The sequence below is a fragment of the Providencia sp. PROV200 genome (assembly GCF_049901995.1).
GTDB classification, from domain to species: Bacteria; Pseudomonadota; Gammaproteobacteria; order Enterobacterales; family Enterobacteriaceae; genus Providencia; species Providencia rettgeri_E.
Window position 1 is genome coordinate 1,226,510 of the sequence record NZ_CP096307.1, and the last position, 18,442, is coordinate 1,244,951.

The window sequence follows — 18,442 nt, forward strand, 5'->3', positions numbered from 1 at the left end:
CATTTTATCAAAACAAAAAGGAAAGCTGAGCTTTCCTTGAATTGATAATTAATGAGTAGATTACAGAACGTATTTGCGGATAACTTCAGCAATACCCGGCTCTGTGTTGATGCGAGTGACTAATTTAGCCTGCTGTTTGATTTCATCCACGGCATTGCCCATTGCGACACCGAGACCAGCGGTGGTTAGCATGCTTAAATCATTGAAATTATCTCCAAAAGCGACAACATCATTCATTGTCATCCCTTGAGATTCAACCCATTCCTTTAAGCGTTGGCCTTTGCTATTGCCTTTGCGACCGACATCCACTTGATCTGCCCAAGACCATTCACAATCTAAACCAAAGTCATTTTCAATTTCGCTAACGACCTGATGGAGCTGATCAATATTTGGTGAGCTAACGGCAAATTTCCAAATAAAATCATAATCATGCATCACATTTGCATAGTCTTCTACGAACTCGATAGTAGGACGCTGTGCAGCAGGTAATGATTCCGCCCAATTAAGTGTACGCTGGATTCCCTCTGTTTTTGCGTTGTATAACATAGCGTTATCAACATACATTAAATGCTGAATATCCGTTCCACGCAGCTTGTCGATCATTTGCGTGACGGAATCGAGGGTCATAGGGTCTGATTTTAGAACTTTTTTACCTAAATAGTCGTATAGGTAGGTTCCGTTACAGCAAATGGCGGGGGTATCAAGATCTAAAGTTTGATAAAACGGGTGAATCGCAACATGATGGCGGCCAGTGACGATGATCACTTTAACGCCTTGGCGACGTGCTTCTTGTAAGGCGGCTAAAGATTCTGGCAGAATTTTCTTTTGGTGATCAAGCAGTGTTCCATCAAGATCGAGCGCAATAACGCGGTATGACATAAACGGCTCCACGTGATTTAGTAATGACCTATCTGCCTAAAGAGGCAGAGATAGGCAGAGGATGAATTTTTAATAGTAACGAGAAATTATTGCTATAAAAATAGTCAACTTGATATGATTTATCATCATAACGTTAACTGAACCGTTTTAGTATCATTATTATTTTTTCTTGATACGATATATAACAGCCGCAATGGCGCTATTTACCCAACGTAATTTGCCTTATATAGAGTATAGTGCAGTCAATATAGTGGACGATAGATACGGTTTTGTATATTTATCATGAATTAAGGAGTCAGGATGGATCAGGTTGTTTATATTGCTAGTCCCGAGAGTCAGCAAATTCACGTGTGGTCGATGAATGAGGTAGGGGAGCTTACTCTTCTGCAAACGGTAAATACACCAGGCCAAGTGCAGCCTATGGTACTGAGCCATGATAAAAAACACCTTTATATTGGTGTACGCCCAAATTTCCGTGTTGTAACCTATGAGATTGAAAAAAAAGGGTTACTACGTTTAAAAGCGGAGACATCAATTCCTGGTACACCGGTTCATTTATCCCTTGATAATACTGGCAAATATCTATTTGTTCCTTCATACCATCAACATAACTTATCAGTGTTAACCATTAATGAAGAAGGCGTTCCAGATCGCGTTGTTCAGGTGATTGAAGGCTTACGTAATCCACATTCTTCCCATGTTGATGTGGATAATCAACAGCTTTGGGTTCCTTGCTTGGGCGAAGACCATATCCGTTTATTCAATTTACATGAAAATGGTTATTTAACTGAAGCCACCGCAGATCAGATTACCACGGCTGCGCAATCGGGTCCTCGTCACTTAGCCTTCCATCCAACTGAAAAAGTTATTTATTGTGTGAATGAGCTAGATTCAACGGTAGGCGTGTATCGTAAATTTACTCGCTATCGTAACATGCAAACTTTGGCAAATTACCCATTAGGTAACGAAAGCCAGCGCTGGGCTGCCGATATCCATATTACGCCAGATGGCCGCCATTTATATGTTAGTGAGCGCTCAGAAAGCTACCTTAGCCACTATCTGGTTTCTGATGACGGTTGCGAGCTAACATTAGAAGCACGCTACCCAACAGAGACTCACCCAAGGGGCTTTAGTATTGATGCGACAGGCCGCTTTTTAATTTCGAGCGGGCAAAAGTCAGACCATATTTCAGTCTCTGAAATTGACCCGATTACGGGGAAATTGCGTTTGTTAGCACGTTATGGGGTAGGGAAAGGTCCTATGTGGATCACTATCCTTTAATCTTCGTCATACTTCGAGCTATAGCGGTGTTGGCTTCACTCGGCTACTTGGGTCACATACTTGTGTATGCTCCCCAAGATATCCTCGATTGCCGCCTTGCTATAACTCGAATTATTTAGAAGATTCTCTAGTTAAAAATTCAGTAAAAAATCGACTTAGATTAAGATTGAATTTATTGCGTTATCTCAACACGTTTGCCATTGTATTTGTCACTTTACTGAGTTGCTCGGGGGTGATGATATATGGTGGCATCACATAAATCAGTTTGCCGAATGGGCGAACCCAAACGCCATTTTCTACAAATACTTTTTGCAAAGCCGCTGTGTTGACAGGCTGCTTCATTTCAACCACGCCAATTGCACCAAGAACGCGCACATCTGCCACGCTTGGATGGGAGATTAAAGGCATCAGTTCAGCTTTAAGTTGCTGTTCGATAGTGGCAATTGTTTTCTGCCAAGGGCTATTGAGCAATAAACTCAAACTGGTATCCGCCACCGCACAGGCAAGAGGATTTCCCATAAAGGTTGGGCCATGCATAAAACAACCCGCTTCCCCATTGCTAATGGTTTCTGCCACATGGCGGGTTGTAATTGTTGCCGAAAGGGTCATATAACCACCGGTTAATGCTTTACCCAAACACATAATGTCGGGTGATATATCAGCATGCTCACAAGCGAATAGTTTCCCTGTACGACCAAAACCAGTCGCAATTTCATCAGCAATCAATAGCAAACCATACTGGTCGCACAAATGGCGGACTCCCTTTAAATATTCAGGGTGATAGATACGCATGCCACCAGCCCCTTGAACGATCGGTTCAAGGATGATCGCCGCAATTTCATCGCTATTCTCAGCAAGTTGTACCTCAAGAGGGTGCAAATCGGCGCTGTGCCATTCGTCGTAAAAACCACTCTGAGGCGCTTCCACAAAAATATGCGGGGGTAAATACCCCTTATATAGGCCATGCATTGAATTATCAGGGTCACAAACGGCCATTGCACCGAAAGTATCACCGTGATACCCATGGCGTAATGTGAGGATGCGCTGACGTTTTTCCCCTTTGGCTTGCCAATATTGCAATGCCATTTTCAGAGCAACTTCAACCGCCACAGAGCCGGAATCGGCAAGAAATACACATTCTAGCGGCTCTGGTGTGATAGAAACCAATTGCTTACATAGGTTCACAGCAGGTGGGTGGGTGATCCCACCAAACATCACATGGGACATTTTCGCTAATTGCGTTGTTACCGCTTGGTTTAATACAGGATGATTGTAACCATGAATAGCAGCCCACCATGAAGACATACCATCAATTAATTTTTTTCCATCGGCCATGATTAGCTCAGCGCCATGGGCTTCAACTATCGGATAAGCCGGAATTGGCTGGCTCATCGAGGTATAAGGGTGCCAAATATGTTTGGCATCAAACTGAATATCTACATTATCCATTTTCTATCTTCGTCAACTTTTTTAGATCATTTTAGTTGACATGATAATCGCAATATTTAAACTGGCAACAACTTTTTCAACTGGAGAGTTTCCGTGAGCCAATTAAAACAGTGGACAATAAAACAAGCTAATGAACTGTTTTCAATGCCTTTTTTCGAGTTATTATTTCAGGCACAGCAAATTCATCGCCAAAATTTCGACCCGCAGCAAGTGCAAGTGAGCACGTTGTTATCAATTAAAACTGGGGCTTGCCCTGAAGATTGCAAGTATTGTGCGCAAAGTGCGCGCTATAAAACAGGGCTAGAAACTGAAAAGTTAATGGAAGTTCAGCAAGTTCTGGAATCCGCGAAAAAAGCCAAGCAAGCAGGCTCAACGCGTTTTTGTATGGGGGCTGCGTGGCGTAATCCGAAAGAACGCGATATGCCTTATCTTGAGATGATGGTAAAAGAAGTGAAGTCATTAGGGATGGAAACCTGTATGACGTTAGGGATGATTGATAATGCCCAAGCACAGCGTTTAGCAGAAGCAGGGTTAGATTATTATAACCATAACCTTGATACTTCTCCTGAGTATTACGGCAATATTATTACCACTCGCAGTTATCAAGACCGTTTGAATACACTCGAAAATGTCCGAGATGCAGGGATCAAAGTCTGCTCTGGTGGGATTTTAGGTTTAGGCGAAAAAATCAGTGACCGAGCGGCATTATTAGTGCAATTGGCAAATTTACCAAAGCCACCAGAAAGTGTGCCGATCAACATGTTGATGAAAGTTGAAGGAACCCCAATGGCGGATAACGAAGATGTCGATGCATTTGATTTTATTCGCACGATTGCCGTTGCACGTATCATGATGCCAACGTCATACGTTAGGCTATCGGCAGGTCGTGAATATATGAATGAGCAAACTCAGGCATTGTGCTTTATGGCCGGTGCAAACTCCGTATTCTATGGGTGTAAATTGCTGACGACGCCGAACCCAGATGAAAATAAAGACTTGGCACTATTTAGAAAACTGAATATTAACCCTGAGCGTATTGAAACCGACGAAGGGGATAACCATCACGCCGCTAAGTTAGCTGAAACGCTGTTAACCGCTGATAACCCTCAATTTTATAACGCAGCAGTATAATGAGTTGGCAATCATTTATACAAAACCAGATAGCGCAGCGTAAGCAGGCTTCTATCTGGCGTCAACGGCAGTGTATTGATAGTGCCAATGGTCGTTCGCTTTTTCTAGCTGGAAAAGAATTTCTTAATTTTTCATCCAATGATTATTTGGGATTAGCCCATCATCCTCAAGTGGTTGCCGCGTGGCAACGTGGGGCTGATGAATATGGTGTGGGAAGTGGGGGATCGGGGCATATTACCGGGTTCACCAAAGCACATGATAAATTAGAGCAAGCGCTCGCTGATTGGTTAGGCTACCCGAAAGCCTTATTGTTTATTTCAGGTTTTGCTGCGAACCATGCGGTGATCACGGCATTAATGACGGCAAATGATCGTATTTTAGCAGATAAGCTCAGCCACGCATCGATAATGGAGGCCTCGATTCATTCGGGGGCTCAATTAAGGCGCTTTCAGCATAATAACCCTCTATCACTAAATAAGTTACTTCAAAAACCCGTTGTAGGAAAAACGCTTGTCATCACGGAAGGGGTTTTTAGTATGGATGGCGATAGCGCCCCCCTTCAACAATTGCAGGAAATCGCTAGAAATCAGCAAGCTTGGTTGATGGTTGATGATGCTCACGGTGTTGGCGTTACCGGAGAGCAAGGCCGTGGCAGCTGTTTTGCGAGCGGAATTAAACCTGAAATTTTAGTCGTCACCTTTGGCAAAGCATTTGGTTTAAGTGGCGCAGCGGTACTGTGTGATGAGCCTACGGCGGACTTTTTTGTACAATCCGCACGTCATTTAATTTATAGCACGTCAATGCCACCTGCTCAGGCTGTCGCGCTGCTAGCAGCCGTTGAGCAAATTAAACAAGCGGATGAATTGCGCGCTGATCTCAATCAACATATTGAATATTTTAGAAAAAATGCTGAATTCTCAGGAATGAGATTGGCTAATTCAAAGACGGCTATTCAGCCACTAATTGTTGGTGAAAACCAAGCGAGCCAACAGTTAGCCAATTTTTTACGCAGAAAAAACATTTGGGTGCAAGCGATCCGACCGCCAACGGTTCCTCCAGGGAGTGCTAGGTTACGGATCACGTTAAGCGCTGCACACCAACGTCAAGATATCGATCAATTATTGGAGGCTTTACATGACTTTATCGCTCAGTCGTGAAAAGTATAAAATTGCAGCGGCATTTGGCCGCGCAGCTAAGAGTTATGATTCTGTGGCAAGTTATCAACGATCAACAGGAACACAGCTCCTTGGCCAACTGACTTCGGTTTTAAACCATTCATCATCAACAGCGCCATTGGATATTTTAGATGCTGGGTGCGGTACGGGGTATTTTAGTCATAAGCTGAAAGAGAAGGGACATCGTGTCACGGCGTTAGATCTGTCTGCGGGAATGCTCGAAATGGCGAAAACGAAAGCTGTTGCCGATCATTATTTATGTGCTGATATAGAGTCTATTCCGTTAGCTCCACAAACCTTCGATGTGGTTTTTTCAAATTTGTCGGTTCAATGGTGCCGAGATCTCAATAAAGCATTAAGTGAATTATATCGAGTGACAAAACCGGGGGGAGTTGTGGTATTTACAACACTTGCAGAGGATTCTCTCGCTGAATTATCCTCAGCTTGGTATTCACTTGACGGATATTCGCATGTGAATACCTTTCTCAGTGCTCAGCAGATACAAAATAGTTGTCAGTCATGGAGAAATGAACTTACTTTACAAAAAGATACGCTCTATTTCTCTGGGTTGACAGAATTACTACATTCACTTAAAGGCATTGGTGCGACACATTTAACCACGGGGCGTAAAGCCGGCTTGATGACGCGCCAACGTTTGCAACAACTCGCCTTAGCTTACCCAATAAAAGCGCAAGGCTTACCTTTAACTTATCATACGGTGTTTGGAGTGATTTATCGTGACTAAAGTGTATTTTGTAACCGGAACAGATACCGAAGTCGGAAAAACGGTGGTGAGCTGTGCTTTGTTGCAAGCTGCAGGGAAACAAGGTTGGAAAACAGTGGGTTATAAACCTGTCGCATCAGGAAGTGAACGCACGGCAGAGGGGCTACGTAATAGTGATGCGTTATTATTACAAGCCAATAGCCAGGTTAAATTACCCTATGAGGCGATTAACCCGATCGTATTTGAGGCGCCAACTTCACCGCATATTATCAGTGAAGAATTAAATCAACCTATTGAATTTTCAGTGATAAATAAAGGTTTGGCTTATTTGAAGTCCCAAGCAGATTGGCTATTAGTGGAAGGTGCTGGTGGCTGGTATACCCCGTTATCCAGAGAAAAAACTTATGCAGATTGGGTGATTGAACAGCAGTTACCCGTTATTTTGGTCGTTGGGGTTAAGTTAGGTTGTATAAATCATGCACTGTTAACCATGGAATCTATCAAAGCTTCAGGTTTATCAGTGGTAGGCTGGGTAGCCAATGAAGTTGAACCTGCAGGCGTTTTCCAATCGCAATATTTGTCGACACTTAATCGAATGATTAAAGCACCTTGTTTAGGCGTGATCCCGCACCAAAAAATACTGAGTGGTCAATTAGGACGCTATTTGGATCTTTCTTTATTAACTATTTGATTATATCAAAATAGACATGTTTTCCCCAAGCAACGTGAATGGCTTGGGGTTGATCGATTGTTAAAAAAAGATCCGATCTTTTTTAACGTTCTCAACTTAAATACTGTCAAGTTTTTCAGTAAAAATACCACTCAGATCTGAATAAAAAATATAAAATCTGTTTTTCATCGCGGTTACTACGTAAAAATTTTTTCATTAAACTGCCATCTTTTTGTCATTTAGCTTTCATTGAACAAATCTTCAAGATCTCGTGAATCCATGAGCCGAAAGGGCTTCAAGAGTTATCCACCATTTCTGTGGATAACCTTGTGCATTAACGTTATAAAATAAGTTCTATGCTAGGTGGCAAGCGGCTTTGACTTTATTTGATGTGATTCTGGACTTTAAATTAATCTATAATAAATACAAATGGTTAAATAAAATCAAGACTTCAATTAGTATTTGAGATACGGCATAAAAAGGCAATAGCATAAAATATAAAGTTTCAAAAAGGTCAAGTACTTTTTTGGGGATAACATTTTTATAAACATATCAGAACGGAGAATAACAGAAAATTTAGCTTCAATACTTGAAGCTGGTTTTTTATCCAGTATCATAATGGAAGAAACTAGTTAAGGGGCGTTAATATGAGTAAGGATTTTAAGCTGTATTCTGATTTCCAGCCGAGAGGGGACCAGCCGGAAGCCATCCATAAACTAAGGGAAGGGCTACAAGATGGACTCGCTCATCAAACTCTATTAGGTGTAACCGGCTCCGGTAAGACGTTCACGATTGCCAACGTTATCGCGCAAGAGAACCGCCCTACCATGTTAATGGCGCATAATAAAACCTTAGCCGCACAGCTTTATAGCGAAATGAAAGCTTTCTTTCCAGACAACGCGGTGGAATATTTCGTTTCTTACTATGACTATTATCAGCCTGAAGCATACGTCCCAAGCTCAGATACTTTTATTGAAAAAGATGCCTCTGTAAACGAACACATTGAGCAAATGCGCCTATCTGCGACCAAAGCCTTACTCGAACGCCGAGATGTGATTGTGGTGGCTTCTGTGTCCGCTATTTACGGTTTGGGTGACCCAGATAGCTACTTAAAAATGATGTTGCACCTCACCGATGGCATGATCATCGACCAACGCTCAATTTTAAGGCGTTTAGCGGACTTGCAATATTCGCGTAATGACCAAGCTTTTACACGAGGGACTTTCCGTGTCCGTGGTGAGGTCATCGATATTTTTCCTGCAGAATCAGACGAATATGCCTTACGTGTTGAGTTATTTGATGACGAAGTTGAACGGTTGTCATTATTTGACCCATTGACAGGGCAAATACAGCATCGTGTTCCTCGCTTTACCGTTTATCCAAAAACGCACTATGTCACACCAAGAGAACGTATTCTTGAAGCCATGGAACAGATTAAGGTTGAATTGGCAGATAGGCGAAAAGTCTTACTGGAAAACAATAAATTACTTGAAGAACAACGCATTACTCAACGAACACAATTTGACTTAGAAATGATGAATGAGCTCGGTTATTGTTCAGGAATCGAAAACTATTCACGCTACTTATCCGGTCGTGCTCCCGGCGAGCCACCGCCGACATTATTTGATTATTTGCCTGCAGATGGCTTATTGGTGGTGGATGAGTCCCACGTTACCATTCCGCAAATAGGTGCGATGTATAAAGGGGATCGTTCAAGAAAAGAGACCTTAGTGGAATATGGGTTTCGTCTCCCTTCTGCATTAGATAACCGTCCAATGCGCTTTGAAGAATTCGAGGCTTTAGCACCGCAAACTATTTACGTGTCGGCAACACCGGGTAACTATGAGCTCGATAAGTCAGGCAATGAAGTGATTGAACAAGTTGTTAGGCCAACAGGCTTACTTGACCCAATTATTGAAGTTCGCCCAGTTTCGACACAAGTGGATGATTTACTTTCTGAAATTCGTATACGTGTGCAGAAAAATGAACGTGTATTAGTCACCACATTAACTAAACGCATGGCAGAGGATTTAACGGAATATCTTGAAGAGCACGGGGAGCGAGTACGCTATCTTCACTCCGATATCGATACCGTTGAGCGCGTGGAAATTATTCGCGACCTGCGATTGGGTGAGTTTGATGTATTAGTCGGGATCAACTTGTTAAGAGAAGGTTTAGACATGCCAGAGGTATCGCTGGTGGCTATTTTGGATGCGGACAAAGAAGGTTTCTTGCGTTCAGAACGTTCGCTAATTCAAACCATAGGGCGTGCGGCTCGTAACTTAAATGGTAAGGCAATCCTCTATGGAGACAGGATCACCAACTCCATGCAAAAAGCGATCACAGAAACAGAACGTCGCCGAGCGAAACAAATGGCGTTCAATGAAGAACATGGCATCATTCCACAAGGTTTGAATAAGAAAATCGGTGATATCCTACAGATTGGCCATAAAGTGGGCGGTAAAGGAAAAAGCCGTACGAAAGACAATGGCAAAAATAATAACTCGGTTGATATCCAATCACTGTCGACAAAAGAGTTGGAGCAACGGATTTTGCAGCTTGAAGCGCAAATGTATAAGCATGCTCAAGACCTTGAATTTGAAGCGGCAGCGCGAGTCCGAGATGAATTGCAGGAGATACGCTCCCAGTTTATCGCTAATTCCTAATTTTCATCATTTTCTTCATACTTCACGCTGTAGGGGGTTGGTTTCGTTCAGTCACTCGGGTCACATATTTATGTATGCTCCCCGAGCTGCCTTCACTTGCCGCCTACCCACAACGCAAAGTATTTTGAAAATAGATTTAGTGGAAATATGGGAAACATGGGAAACATAGGGCTAATTTTAGGGAAGGTTTTCCGCTGCGGGTATTTAGCAGCGGAATAAGAAAAATTATAGCAAGTTGATGGTTTCTTCGATGGCTTGTAGTAACAGCTTTCTATCATGGCGATAGGGAATATCGTCAGCTTCGAGTACCCGTTGGATTATTTTACGCTCAGGGCTGATATTGCTTGTTTGTGTGCGAGGACCTAAGATCAACGCATCTATTTTTTGGCAGCCAATATAATGTTCCATCATTTTTAGTTTTTCAGGCAAAGACAGTTTTGCAGCTGGGGAACTGATTTCTTTTGCTAAATTGCCAATATAAATCATTGGGGCTTTACATTCGCGCAGTGCAGCCGCAATTTCATCCAAAAGCAGTAATGGCATTAAACTGGTAAAAAAACTGCCAGGGCCGATAATAATTAAATCTGCTTGGTGGATGGCTTGTAAGGCTTCTTTCGTTGCCTTGACGGTCGGGTACAAACGTAACACTTGTGGGATTTCATGTAAGGCATCAACATTCACCTCACCGTATACTTCATTGCCCATTTCATCGATAGCCATTAAATCAACAGGAGACTCCGACATTGGGATCAACTGCGCATCAACTTTTAGCATATTGCGGATAAGATTTATGGCTTCTAGCGGGCGTACACTTAGGTGGTCTAATGATTTTAACATTAAATTACCTAAATTATGGCCTGAAAGTTCGCCATTACCGCTGAAACGGTATTCAAACATCGCTGAAGCAATAGATGGCTCAGTAATTAGCTGATTCAAACAGTTACGCATATCTCCCCAAGCGATCCCGCCTTCGGAACGACGAATACGACCTGTAGAGCCTCCATTATCGGTTGTGGTGACAATACCCGTTAAACGAGAACCTAAAGAAGAAAGTGAAGACATCACGCGACCAAGTCCATGCCCGCCCCCAAGAGCGACAACATGCCTAAGATCCGCCAGACTGCAATTCGGCATAGTGTTCCTATATCAGTTAATTTCCAGTACTTATAAAAGCAAGTAAACCAGCGAGTTACGAAATGTGTTTTTTACACTAAAGCCCGTTTTATAGCGACTAAAATAAATTGGGCGTTAATCTATCATAAAACATCATTCTTAGCTTAAGTACTGTGACAAAAAACAATAAAAGAGAGGATTCTGTATTGATGTTGCCCTTAGACGGAAAAATACGCGCGAGAGTTTTCATTTTAAATTATTATCTATATTATGTAAATAATTCTCATTTTCATTGTTTATTTTGTGGATCAATATGTCTGATTCAGAATTACAGCGTCTGTTTGCTCGCCATTCGTCGTCGTTATGCCGTTATCTGAACATCTACCTTAAAGACCATAGTTTAAGTATGGATATCACGCAGGAAAGCTTTGCTCGGTTGGCCGAGTTGATGAAAAATCCCGCCATTCAAGATTTTGAGGCTTATTTGTATCGAATTGCGAAAAACCTGATGGTCGACCATTTCCGCCTACAGAAAAAACAACGATTAATGGCGATCAGTGACCAACAGTGGGAAGAGATCCCATCGCGGGTGAAAGGCCTTGAAGCTACCGTTATTTATGATCAACAACTAGAACAAATTCAGAAAATTATTCAAACTTTGCCATTCAGGACTCAGGAGATATTTCGCTTGCATCGAGAAGAAGGATTAACCCAAACGGAAGTGGCGCAGCATTTAAATATTTCATTAAGTACAGTCGAAAAACATTTAGCCAATGCATTGGCAATGCTAATTCATAAATGGAGAGACTAGTCATGAAGCCATCTGATAGTCCATCTGAAATTGAAAACAAAGCCGCAATGTGGGTTGTGAAAACAACGCATCGCGAGTTGACGCCGCAAGAGAATGAAGCATTTCAGTCTTGGCTCAATGCGTCAGAACAACATGTATCAGCTTACTACCGTGCTCGGCAATTATGGGCACTAACGGCGAGTAAACCGCGACAACAAACAGCAGAAAATCAACAGGCAATGAAAAAAAAGAGACGCCCTCGCTATGTTGGTTTATCGATCGCCGCGGCTGTGCTAGTGAGTGTGTTATCCATGTCAATTTGGTATTTTCAATATACACAGCAAGTGGATTACTATGCGAAAACCGGTGAAATACAGCATATCACCTTACCGGATGGTAGCCGTGTAGATCTCGACAGTGGCGCACAGTTGCAATTAGCGTTTAACTCGCAGTACCGGCAAGTCAATTTGTTACGGGGGCGTGCTTACTTCACCGTCGCACCCAAAACGAGTACGGAACCAAGGCCTTTTCAGGTTATGGCGAAAAATGGCATAACTCAGGCGCTTGGCACTGAATTTTCAGTTGATAATGAAAATAGCGAAGTGGCGGTCAGTGTTTACCAACACAGTGTAAAGGTGTCGCTATTATCAGGGCAGGAAATGGTTATTCCAGCAGGAAACGCCACACAATATCAGTCAGAGATAACACCTATGACTCCTATGGTTAACTCGCATTCTACAGTATGGCGCGAAGGGCAAATTATTTTTCAACAGAAAACATTTTCAGAAGTTATCGCTGCAATAAATCGTTACCGAGACAAGCAAATTATTTTGTTGGCTGATAAACGAGCAGATCACATTAGTGGTGTATTACAAATTAGCACGCTCGATAGTGGGCTAACGCATCTGGCATCATCGTACAATCTATCTGTTTATGAAATTCCATTTTTTACTTTAATTTATTGATTATAAATAATTAATATTGATGTAGATAAATAATGAATAATTTTTATAAAAATTTATTTACGGGTTTTCCTAATCCCTACGTCTTAACCTAAGTGATTATGATTTTTATTACCATTATCATTTTAGGGATGGGAAATGACTCAAAAAAAGCACCACTATAAAAAAGCAACACTTTGTGTTCACCTTGCATTATTTACGTTACCTGCATTTTCGTTCTTTAATCTAGCACAGGCAAACCCAGCGGTAGCGCCTACACAACAAGAAGTCGCCTTTTCTGTTGCAGCGGGCTCGCTTGAAAACAGCTTGCTTCAGTTCGCCCAGCAAGCAAAGGTAGAAATTATTATTCAGAGCCGAGAAATTAATGGTCTACAAAGTCAGGGCTTGAAGGGGAGCTTTACGCCACAGGAGGGGCTACGCCGATTAATCGGTTCAAACCCTGTGCAATATCAGTGGCAAAATAACCGGATTACTATTGAGCGTATTGCGCCTGCTACCAGTGATCCAGTGATTGAGTTAGACAATATTACCGTCACAGCAAGCCAGATCCAGCAAGGGGACTGGGTATATAACAGTCCATCGTCCGTCAGTGTGATCAGTAAAAAACAAATTGATGACCGCCCACCAAAGCACATAGCCGATGTGCTAGAACTCACGACAGGCGTCTATTCGAGTGTTAGCCAGCAAGACCCTTCCTTATCTGTGAATATCCGAGGGATACAGGATTATGGTCGCGTGAATATGAATATCGATGGTATGCGGCAAAACTTTCAAAAAAGTGGCCACGGGCAGCGCAATGGTTCTATGTATATCGATTCAGAACTGCTTTCTGGAGTGGAAATACAGAAGGGCAATACGAGTGGAATGGGGAGTGGTGGAACCTTAGGGGGAGTAGCGACATTCAATACGGTCAACGCGTCTGATTTTTTATCAAAAGATAAAACCTTTGGAGGAAAATTGCATGCGAGTACAGGGTCAAATAATACGCACTTTATTGGTAGCAGTGTGCTGGCATTAGGGAATGAAAAAGCGGATTTACTGTTTGCGGCAAGTGAACGGCGTCTTGGGGATTATAAACCGGGAACTCACGGTAATATTGGTAATATACGTGTCAACAATGGAGCCGGACATTACGATGAACTTGCGAACCAATTAAAGCACACTCGCATTAATGACAGTAATTACAGAATGACCTCTTATCTGGCAAAAGCCGGTTGGAATATCAGTGATGAGCAGCGTTTGCAATTTAATTACTTAGAAACCAAAGTGGCCACGCCAAATGCAGGAACATTAACGAACTTAGGTGGTACATGGCCCTACAAGTTAGGGTGGAAAAGTAGCGGTTTCAGTGATGTAACCGCCAAAAATTATTCTCTTGATTACACCCAATTTAGCGATAACCCATGGAGCACTGAGTTAAAGGGAAAAGTGTATTTTGTTGATACAAAAGACAACACAGACACCTATTCCACAAGCCAAATTTATAATAATGGCTACCAGATGGACACGCGAGTCAAAACGGTAGGGGTACAGCTTGAAAACCATTCAGAAGTTGAATTTAACCATAACAATGTATTAAAAGCACATTATGGTTTGGAAACCTTTCAAGACAAAGCGAGTAGTAGTTCAACACGTGAAGCGGCGAGTGGCGTGACACCGGATGGAAAGCGTTCATTGAGCTCGTTATTTACTAATTTAACCTATGAATACGATGATTGGTTAACATTAGAGGGGGGAATGCGTTATGACCATTATTCTCTCAAAGGACAAACCAGTATGCGTTATGGCGTACTTCCTTATACTAAAGATAATCCATGTACAGGAAGACGGTTACGTGATTGCAAAGTTGTTATGACGACTGAGAGTTGGGACGTTGATAACTCAGAAGGGGCATTTTCACCCCATATTCGTTTAGCGGTACGTCCTAATCTTGAGTGGATGGAATTATTTACCAGCTATGGGCGATCATGGCGCCCGCCTGCCATTACAGAAACGTTAACCACAGGAAGTGCTCACAGTAGTTCGACCCAATTCCCGAACCCGTATTTAAAACCTGAGCGTTCAAATGCTTGGGAGGTGGGAATGAACATCAATTATCCGCAATTGTTCATTGAAGAAGACCGATTTGTCGCGAAAATTGCCTATTTTGATACCCGAGTGGATAACTACATTAATTTAGCGATTGACCGTAAAAAACCCGGAATGGTTAGCCCTAATATTGGTAATGCCGCATACAGCAATAACTTGGTTGCAACCCGTTTTAGAGGGTTTGAATACCAACTGAATTATGATGCAGGTTTTGTGTATGCAGACCTGACCTTTACCCACATGATCGGCAAAAATAAATTCTGTTCACGGCCCGCATGGTTAGGTGGCGTATTGAAGTATGGCGAAGACGTTGGTCCCGGTAACTGGTATGTTGAGCCAAATGAGGCATCAAATAACCATGTGGATTGTGATAGCAGCGCCATTTTCAGTAGTGCTGCGAACTTACCCGGTGACCGTGGTTCCTTTACATTAGGAGGGCGAGCGTTTGATAGAAAACTCGATGGGGGAATGGTCATTCGCTTTACACCTGGTTTTCAAGACTATTCAACGGGCTCTAATTCCCCTTACTTAGCCGATTGGCCTAAATATACACTGATTGATTTGTATGCAAGTTATGCATTAACCGACAATTTAACGATCCGAGGAAATGTCGAGAACTTGACCAATCGAGCGTATGTCGTTAGTTACGGGGAAAGTTTGGCGAATACCTTAGGCCGAGGACGAACGGTATCGGGAGGGATAGAGTACCGTTTCTAAATACACGTCAAACTTTACGCTGTGGCGTTTTGGTTAATAAATTTTGCGCCTTATTATTTATTTTTAATTGATATGCCAATTATTTAATTTGAAAAAACGGTTTTGATAAGCGTTAAGTGTTGGTATTTACAACGTAAACAATTAGATGGGGAGCTTGCTCCCCATTTTAGATCTATATCAATAAATGTTTAATTAAATAGTTAGAGATGTTAATCAATTAACATGAAATTATGCGTTTTATAGGGAGTCAAAACAGAAAATTGTCAGTGATAATAATAGCTTCGGTGAACTCATGGTATCTTTTGTAAGTCGTTGTATATAATGATATATATCGAATTGCGATTCGCTTTTTCAATTTCTATCGGCTAGAATCCTTACATAAATTAAGTGAACAGAGTGACGTATTTTATAGTTTAAAATCAGTAACTCGGTTCCAAATAAAACTCCTAGCCTTTGCGTCTAAGTTTGAACGACTGAATATGATGCACTGGCCGTGGCCTAGAGCCACCAGGGTGCAAGATAGAAATGTCTGCATCTCCCGTACTTGGAAAGGTGTGATTATGCAGCAACTTGTCGATCAATTTGACCGGAAATTTTACTATCTTCGGCTCTCTATAACAGATGTTTGCAACTTTCGTTGCACATACTGCCTACCCGATGGCTACAAGCCAAGCGGTCGTCATGAATTCTTAACATTAGATGAAATTCGTCGTATCAGTGCGGCATTCGCAGAATTAGGCACAGAAAAAGTGCGTATTACGGGCGGAGAGCCAACTATGCGCAAAGACTTCAGTGATATTATTGCTACCATCAATGAAAATGAATCAATCAAAAAAATAGCCGTGACAACTAACGGCTATCGTATGGCGAGAGACGTGCAAGAATGGAAAGCAGCAGGGCTGAGCGCGATTAATGTGAGTGTTGATAGCTTAGATCCACGTCAATTTGCCGCCATCACAGGGCAAGACAAATTCTTTCAGGTGATGAAAGGCATTGATGCTGCTTTTGAAGCTGGCTTTGAGAAAGTAAAAGTCAATGCCGTGCTCATGAAAAATGTCAATGACATTGCGTTGAAGTCATTCCTAAATTGGATCAAACATCGCCCAATTCAATTACGTTTTATTGAACTCATGGAAACTGGTGATGGTAGTGATATCTTCCAACGTTTTCATATTTCAGGCGAAACTATTCGCGAACGTCTAATTGAAGATGGTTGGTACATGCTTCCTCGTTCTCGTAGTGATGGGCCAGCGCAAGTCTTTAGTCATCCAGATTACCAAGGCGAAATCGGGCTTATCATGCCGTATGAAAAAGATTTTTGCCAAAGTTGTAACCGTTTACGCGTTTCCTCATTAGGAAATCTGCATTTATGTTTATTTGGTGAAAATGGCATTCCGCTTCGTGATTTATTGGGCGCAGATGACCAAAACGAAGCGTTAAAAGCCCGTATTCAGCGAGGCTTGCACCATAAACGAGAAACCCATTTTCTGCATATGGGTGATAGCGGAATTACACCAAATTTATCCGTAATAGGCGGCTAATCCTTTTTTGATTTCAGGAGAAAATATGTCCCAACTGACTCACCTCAATGCGTCGGGCGAGGCGCATATGGTTGATGTTTCAGCCAAAGCTGAAACTGTCCGTGAAGCTCGCGCAGAAGCTTATGTCACTATGAACCCAGCAACCCTAACGATGATCGTTGACGGTAGCCACCATAAAGGGGATGTGTTCGCCACAGCGCGTATTGCGGGTATTCAAGCGGCAAAAAACACCTGGCAGCTTATCCCATTATGTCACCCACTATTGTTAACTAAAGTTGAAGTGATCCTGAAAGCGGAACCTGAACATCACCGTGTTCGTATTGAAACGTGTTGCCGGCTAACAGGAAAGACAGGGGTCGAAATGGAAGCGTTAACCGCTGCATCTGTTGCTGCTTTGACGATTTATGACATGTGTAAAGCGGTACAAAAAGATATGGTGATTGGCCCTGTTCGTTTGTTAGAAAAGACAGGCGGTAAGTCTGGACATTTTAAGGTGGAATAATGATCACAGTATTATTTTTTGCTCAAGTCCGTGAGCTAGTTGGAACGGATCGCTTAGAACTTACAGAGACTTACCAAAAAGTGGAAGATTTACGTCAAGCTCTTTCACAAAAAGGCGATCGCTGGGCGTTGGCACTTGAAGATGGCAAATTACTTGTCGCTGTTAATCAATCATTTGTTTCACTAGACCACCCACTCTCAGAAGGGGATGAAGTGGCCTTTTTCCCTCCGGTCACAGGGGGGTAATATGGAAAACACTCATATTGCAGTACAAACAGAAAATTTTAGTGTTGGTGAACAATATCAATGGCTTGCACAGTGTGATAGTGATGGCGCTGTTGTGACTTTCACAGGAAAAGTGCGTAACCATAATTTAGGGGACAGTGTTGCGGCATTAACGCTCGAGCACTACCCAGGAATGACCGAAAAAGCCTTAGCAAATATAGTTGTAGAAGCAAAAGAACGTTGGCCATTGCAGCGAGTCAGTGTGATCCACCGCATTGGTACCTTACAACCAGGTGAAGAAATTGTTTTTGTTGGGGTCACGAGTGCCCATCGTAATGCTGCATTTCAAGCGGCTGAATTTATTATGGATTATTTAAAGACTAAAGCTCCATTTTGGAAAAAAGAAACCTTACCTGAAAATGAACGTTGGGTGGAGGCGAAAGAAACTGATGAAGCGTCTGCAAACCGCTGGTAATCGCATTTTTTCCGCTAAAAAATACGAATTTGCTGAATGGTATTGTCAAAAGAAT

16 protein-coding genes and 1 riboswitch are annotated in these 18,442 nt (G+C 42.3%); of the genes, 13 read left to right on the forward strand and 3 right to left on the reverse strand.

Translation table 11 applies throughout. The features are described 5' to 3' along the window. Positions 1-60: 60 nt before the first annotated feature. Positions 61-879, reverse strand: coding sequence for a pyridoxal phosphatase (locus tag M1E86_RS05455; RefSeq protein WP_125893412.1), 819 nt, complete (start codon positions 877-879; stop codon positions 61-63). A gap of 300 nt (positions 880-1,179) precedes the next feature. Here M1E86_RS05455 and pgl point away from each other — a divergent pair, with 300 nt between their 5' ends. After that, positions 1,180-2,160 carry a 6-phosphogluconolactonase gene (gene pgl / locus M1E86_RS05460; protein WP_213913441.1) on the forward strand — a complete coding sequence of 327 codons (981 nt, stop codon included), beginning with the start codon at positions 1,180-1,182 and terminating at the stop codon, positions 2,158-2,160. A gap of 180 nt (positions 2,161-2,340) precedes the next feature. On the opposite strand, the gene bioA is transcribed toward pgl, so the two are convergent. After that, a complete protein-coding gene (bioA, locus tag M1E86_RS05465; RefSeq protein WP_213913442.1) occupies positions 2,341-3,609 on the reverse strand; it encodes an adenosylmethionine--8-amino-7-oxononanoate transaminase in 1,269 nt (422 codons plus the stop codon). 93 nt (positions 3,610-3,702) lie between these two features. Between bioA and bioB the strand changes: the two genes are divergently transcribed. The 5 genes from bioB to uvrB all read left to right on the forward strand — a co-directional run bounded on the left by bioB (position 3,703) and on the right by uvrB (position 9,975). Next, the gene (bioB, locus tag M1E86_RS05470) at positions 3,703-4,740 is read left to right on the forward strand and encodes a biotin synthase BioB (RefSeq protein ID WP_213913443.1); all 1,038 of its coding nucleotides are present in this window, start codon (positions 3,703-3,705) and stop codon (positions 4,738-4,740) included. Then, positions 4,740-5,897: an 8-amino-7-oxononanoate synthase gene (bioF, locus tag M1E86_RS05475; protein ID WP_213913444.1), complete on the forward strand. Its 1,158-nt coding sequence runs from the start codon at positions 4,740-4,742 to the stop codon at positions 5,895-5,897. The genes bioB and bioF overlap by 1 nt, the downstream gene beginning before the upstream one ends. After that, the gene (gene bioC / locus M1E86_RS05480) at positions 5,875-6,660 is read left to right on the forward strand and encodes a malonyl-ACP O-methyltransferase BioC (protein WP_426099276.1); all 786 of its coding nucleotides are present in this window, start codon (positions 5,875-5,877) and stop codon (positions 6,658-6,660) included. Before bioF ends, bioC begins: the two co-directional genes overlap by 23 nt. Next, complete coding sequence (gene bioD / locus M1E86_RS05485; protein ID WP_125893400.1) at positions 6,653-7,330, forward strand: dethiobiotin synthase; 678 nt, start codon at positions 6,653-6,655, stop codon at positions 7,328-7,330. The genes bioC and bioD overlap by 8 nt, the downstream gene beginning before the upstream one ends. 626 nt (positions 7,331-7,956) lie before the next feature. Continuing rightward, positions 7,957-9,975, forward strand: coding sequence for an excinuclease ABC subunit UvrB (uvrB, locus tag M1E86_RS05490; protein ID WP_426099277.1), 2,019 nt, complete (start codon positions 7,957-7,959; stop codon positions 9,973-9,975). Between the two features lie 225 nt (positions 9,976-10,200). Here uvrB and M1E86_RS05495 read toward each other — a convergent pair whose 3' ends face one another. Then, the gene (locus tag M1E86_RS05495; RefSeq protein ID WP_426099278.1) at positions 10,201-11,109 is read right to left on the reverse strand and encodes a gluconeogenesis factor YvcK family protein; all 909 of its coding nucleotides are present in this window, start codon (positions 11,107-11,109) and stop codon (positions 10,201-10,203) included. 292 nt (positions 11,110-11,401) lie between these two features. On the opposite strand from M1E86_RS05495, the gene M1E86_RS05500 reads away from it, so the two are divergent. The 7 genes from M1E86_RS05500 (at position 11,402) to moaE (ending at position 18,387) form a co-directional block, all read left to right on the forward strand. Beyond that, positions 11,402-11,899 carry an RNA polymerase sigma factor gene (locus tag M1E86_RS05500; RefSeq protein WP_125893394.1) on the forward strand — a complete coding sequence of 166 codons (498 nt, stop codon included), beginning with the start codon at positions 11,402-11,404 and terminating at the stop codon, positions 11,897-11,899. 2 nt (positions 11,900-11,901) lie between these two features. Beyond that, entirely contained in the window at positions 11,902-12,843 is a 942-nt protein-coding gene (locus M1E86_RS05505; RefSeq protein WP_213913446.1) for a FecR family protein, read from the forward strand. A gap of 135 nt (positions 12,844-12,978) precedes the next feature. Further along, positions 12,979-15,645 carry a TonB-dependent hemoglobin/transferrin/lactoferrin family receptor gene (locus M1E86_RS05510; RefSeq protein ID WP_213913447.1) on the forward strand — a complete coding sequence of 889 codons (2,667 nt, stop codon included), beginning with the start codon at positions 12,979-12,981 and terminating at the stop codon, positions 15,643-15,645. Between the two features lie 431 nt (positions 15,646-16,076). After that, positions 16,077-16,216, forward strand: a riboswitch (molybdenum cofactor riboswitch). Beyond that, on the forward strand, positions 16,206-17,186 hold the full coding sequence (gene moaA / locus M1E86_RS05515) for a GTP 3',8-cyclase MoaA (RefSeq protein WP_125893389.1): 981 nt from the start codon (positions 16,206-16,208) through the stop codon (positions 17,184-17,186). It overlaps the preceding riboswitch by 11 nt. A gap of 25 nt (positions 17,187-17,211) precedes the next feature. Next, positions 17,212-17,688, forward strand: coding sequence for a cyclic pyranopterin monophosphate synthase MoaC (moaC, locus tag M1E86_RS05520; protein ID WP_125893387.1), 477 nt, complete (start codon positions 17,212-17,214; stop codon positions 17,686-17,688). Continuing rightward, positions 17,688-17,933, forward strand: coding sequence for a molybdopterin synthase sulfur carrier subunit (gene moaD, locus M1E86_RS05525; RefSeq protein WP_213913448.1), 246 nt, complete (start codon positions 17,688-17,690; stop codon positions 17,931-17,933). Before moaC ends, moaD begins: the two co-directional genes overlap by 1 nt. Position 17,934: 1 nt before the next feature. Then, positions 17,935-18,387 (forward strand): molybdopterin synthase catalytic subunit MoaE, encoded by a 453-nt coding sequence (moaE, locus tag M1E86_RS05530; RefSeq protein ID WP_102138368.1) that lies wholly within the window; start codon positions 17,935-17,937, stop codon positions 18,385-18,387. Positions 18,388-18,442 lie beyond the last annotated feature (55 nt).

Excerpts from the sequence above, each read along its gene's own strand:
- pgl (WP_213913441.1), top strand. The coding sequence starts at position 1,180 with ATGGATCAGGTTGTTTATATTGCTAGTCCCGAGAGTCAGCAAATTCAC.
- bioF (WP_213913444.1), top strand. The coding sequence starts at position 4,740 with ATGAGTTGGCAATCATTTATACAAAACCAGATAGCGCAGCGTAAGCAG.
- bioA (WP_213913442.1), bottom strand. The coding sequence starts at position 3,609 with ATGGATAATGTAGATATTCAGTTTGATGCCAAACATATTTGGCACCCT.
- moaC (WP_125893387.1), top strand. The coding sequence starts at position 17,212 with ATGTCCCAACTGACTCACCTCAATGCGTCGGGCGAGGCGCATATGGTT.
- moaA (WP_125893389.1), top strand. The coding sequence starts at position 16,206 with ATGCAGCAACTTGTCGATCAATTTGACCGGAAATTTTACTATCTTCGG.
- M1E86_RS05510 (WP_213913447.1), top strand. The coding sequence starts at position 12,979 with ATGACTCAAAAAAAGCACCACTATAAAAAAGCAACACTTTGTGTTCAC.
- moaD (WP_213913448.1), top strand. The coding sequence starts at position 17,688 with ATGATCACAGTATTATTTTTTGCTCAAGTCCGTGAGCTAGTTGGAACG.
- M1E86_RS05500 (WP_125893394.1), top strand. The coding sequence starts at position 11,402 with ATGTCTGATTCAGAATTACAGCGTCTGTTTGCTCGCCATTCGTCGTCG.
- M1E86_RS05455 (WP_125893412.1), bottom strand. The coding sequence starts at position 879 with ATGTCATACCGCGTTATTGCGCTCGATCTTGATGGAACACTGCTTGAT.
- M1E86_RS05495 (WP_426099278.1), bottom strand. The coding sequence starts at position 11,109 with ATGCCGAATTGCAGTCTGGCGGATCTTAGGCATGTTGTCGCTCTTGGG.
- uvrB (WP_426099277.1), top strand. The coding sequence starts at position 7,957 with ATGAGTAAGGATTTTAAGCTGTATTCTGATTTCCAGCCGAGAGGGGAC.
- moaE (WP_102138368.1), top strand. The coding sequence starts at position 17,935 with ATGGAAAACACTCATATTGCAGTACAAACAGAAAATTTTAGTGTTGGT.
- M1E86_RS05505 (WP_213913446.1), top strand. The coding sequence starts at position 11,902 with ATGAAGCCATCTGATAGTCCATCTGAAATTGAAAACAAAGCCGCAATG.
- bioC (WP_426099276.1), top strand. The coding sequence starts at position 5,875 with ATGACTTTATCGCTCAGTCGTGAAAAGTATAAAATTGCAGCGGCATTT.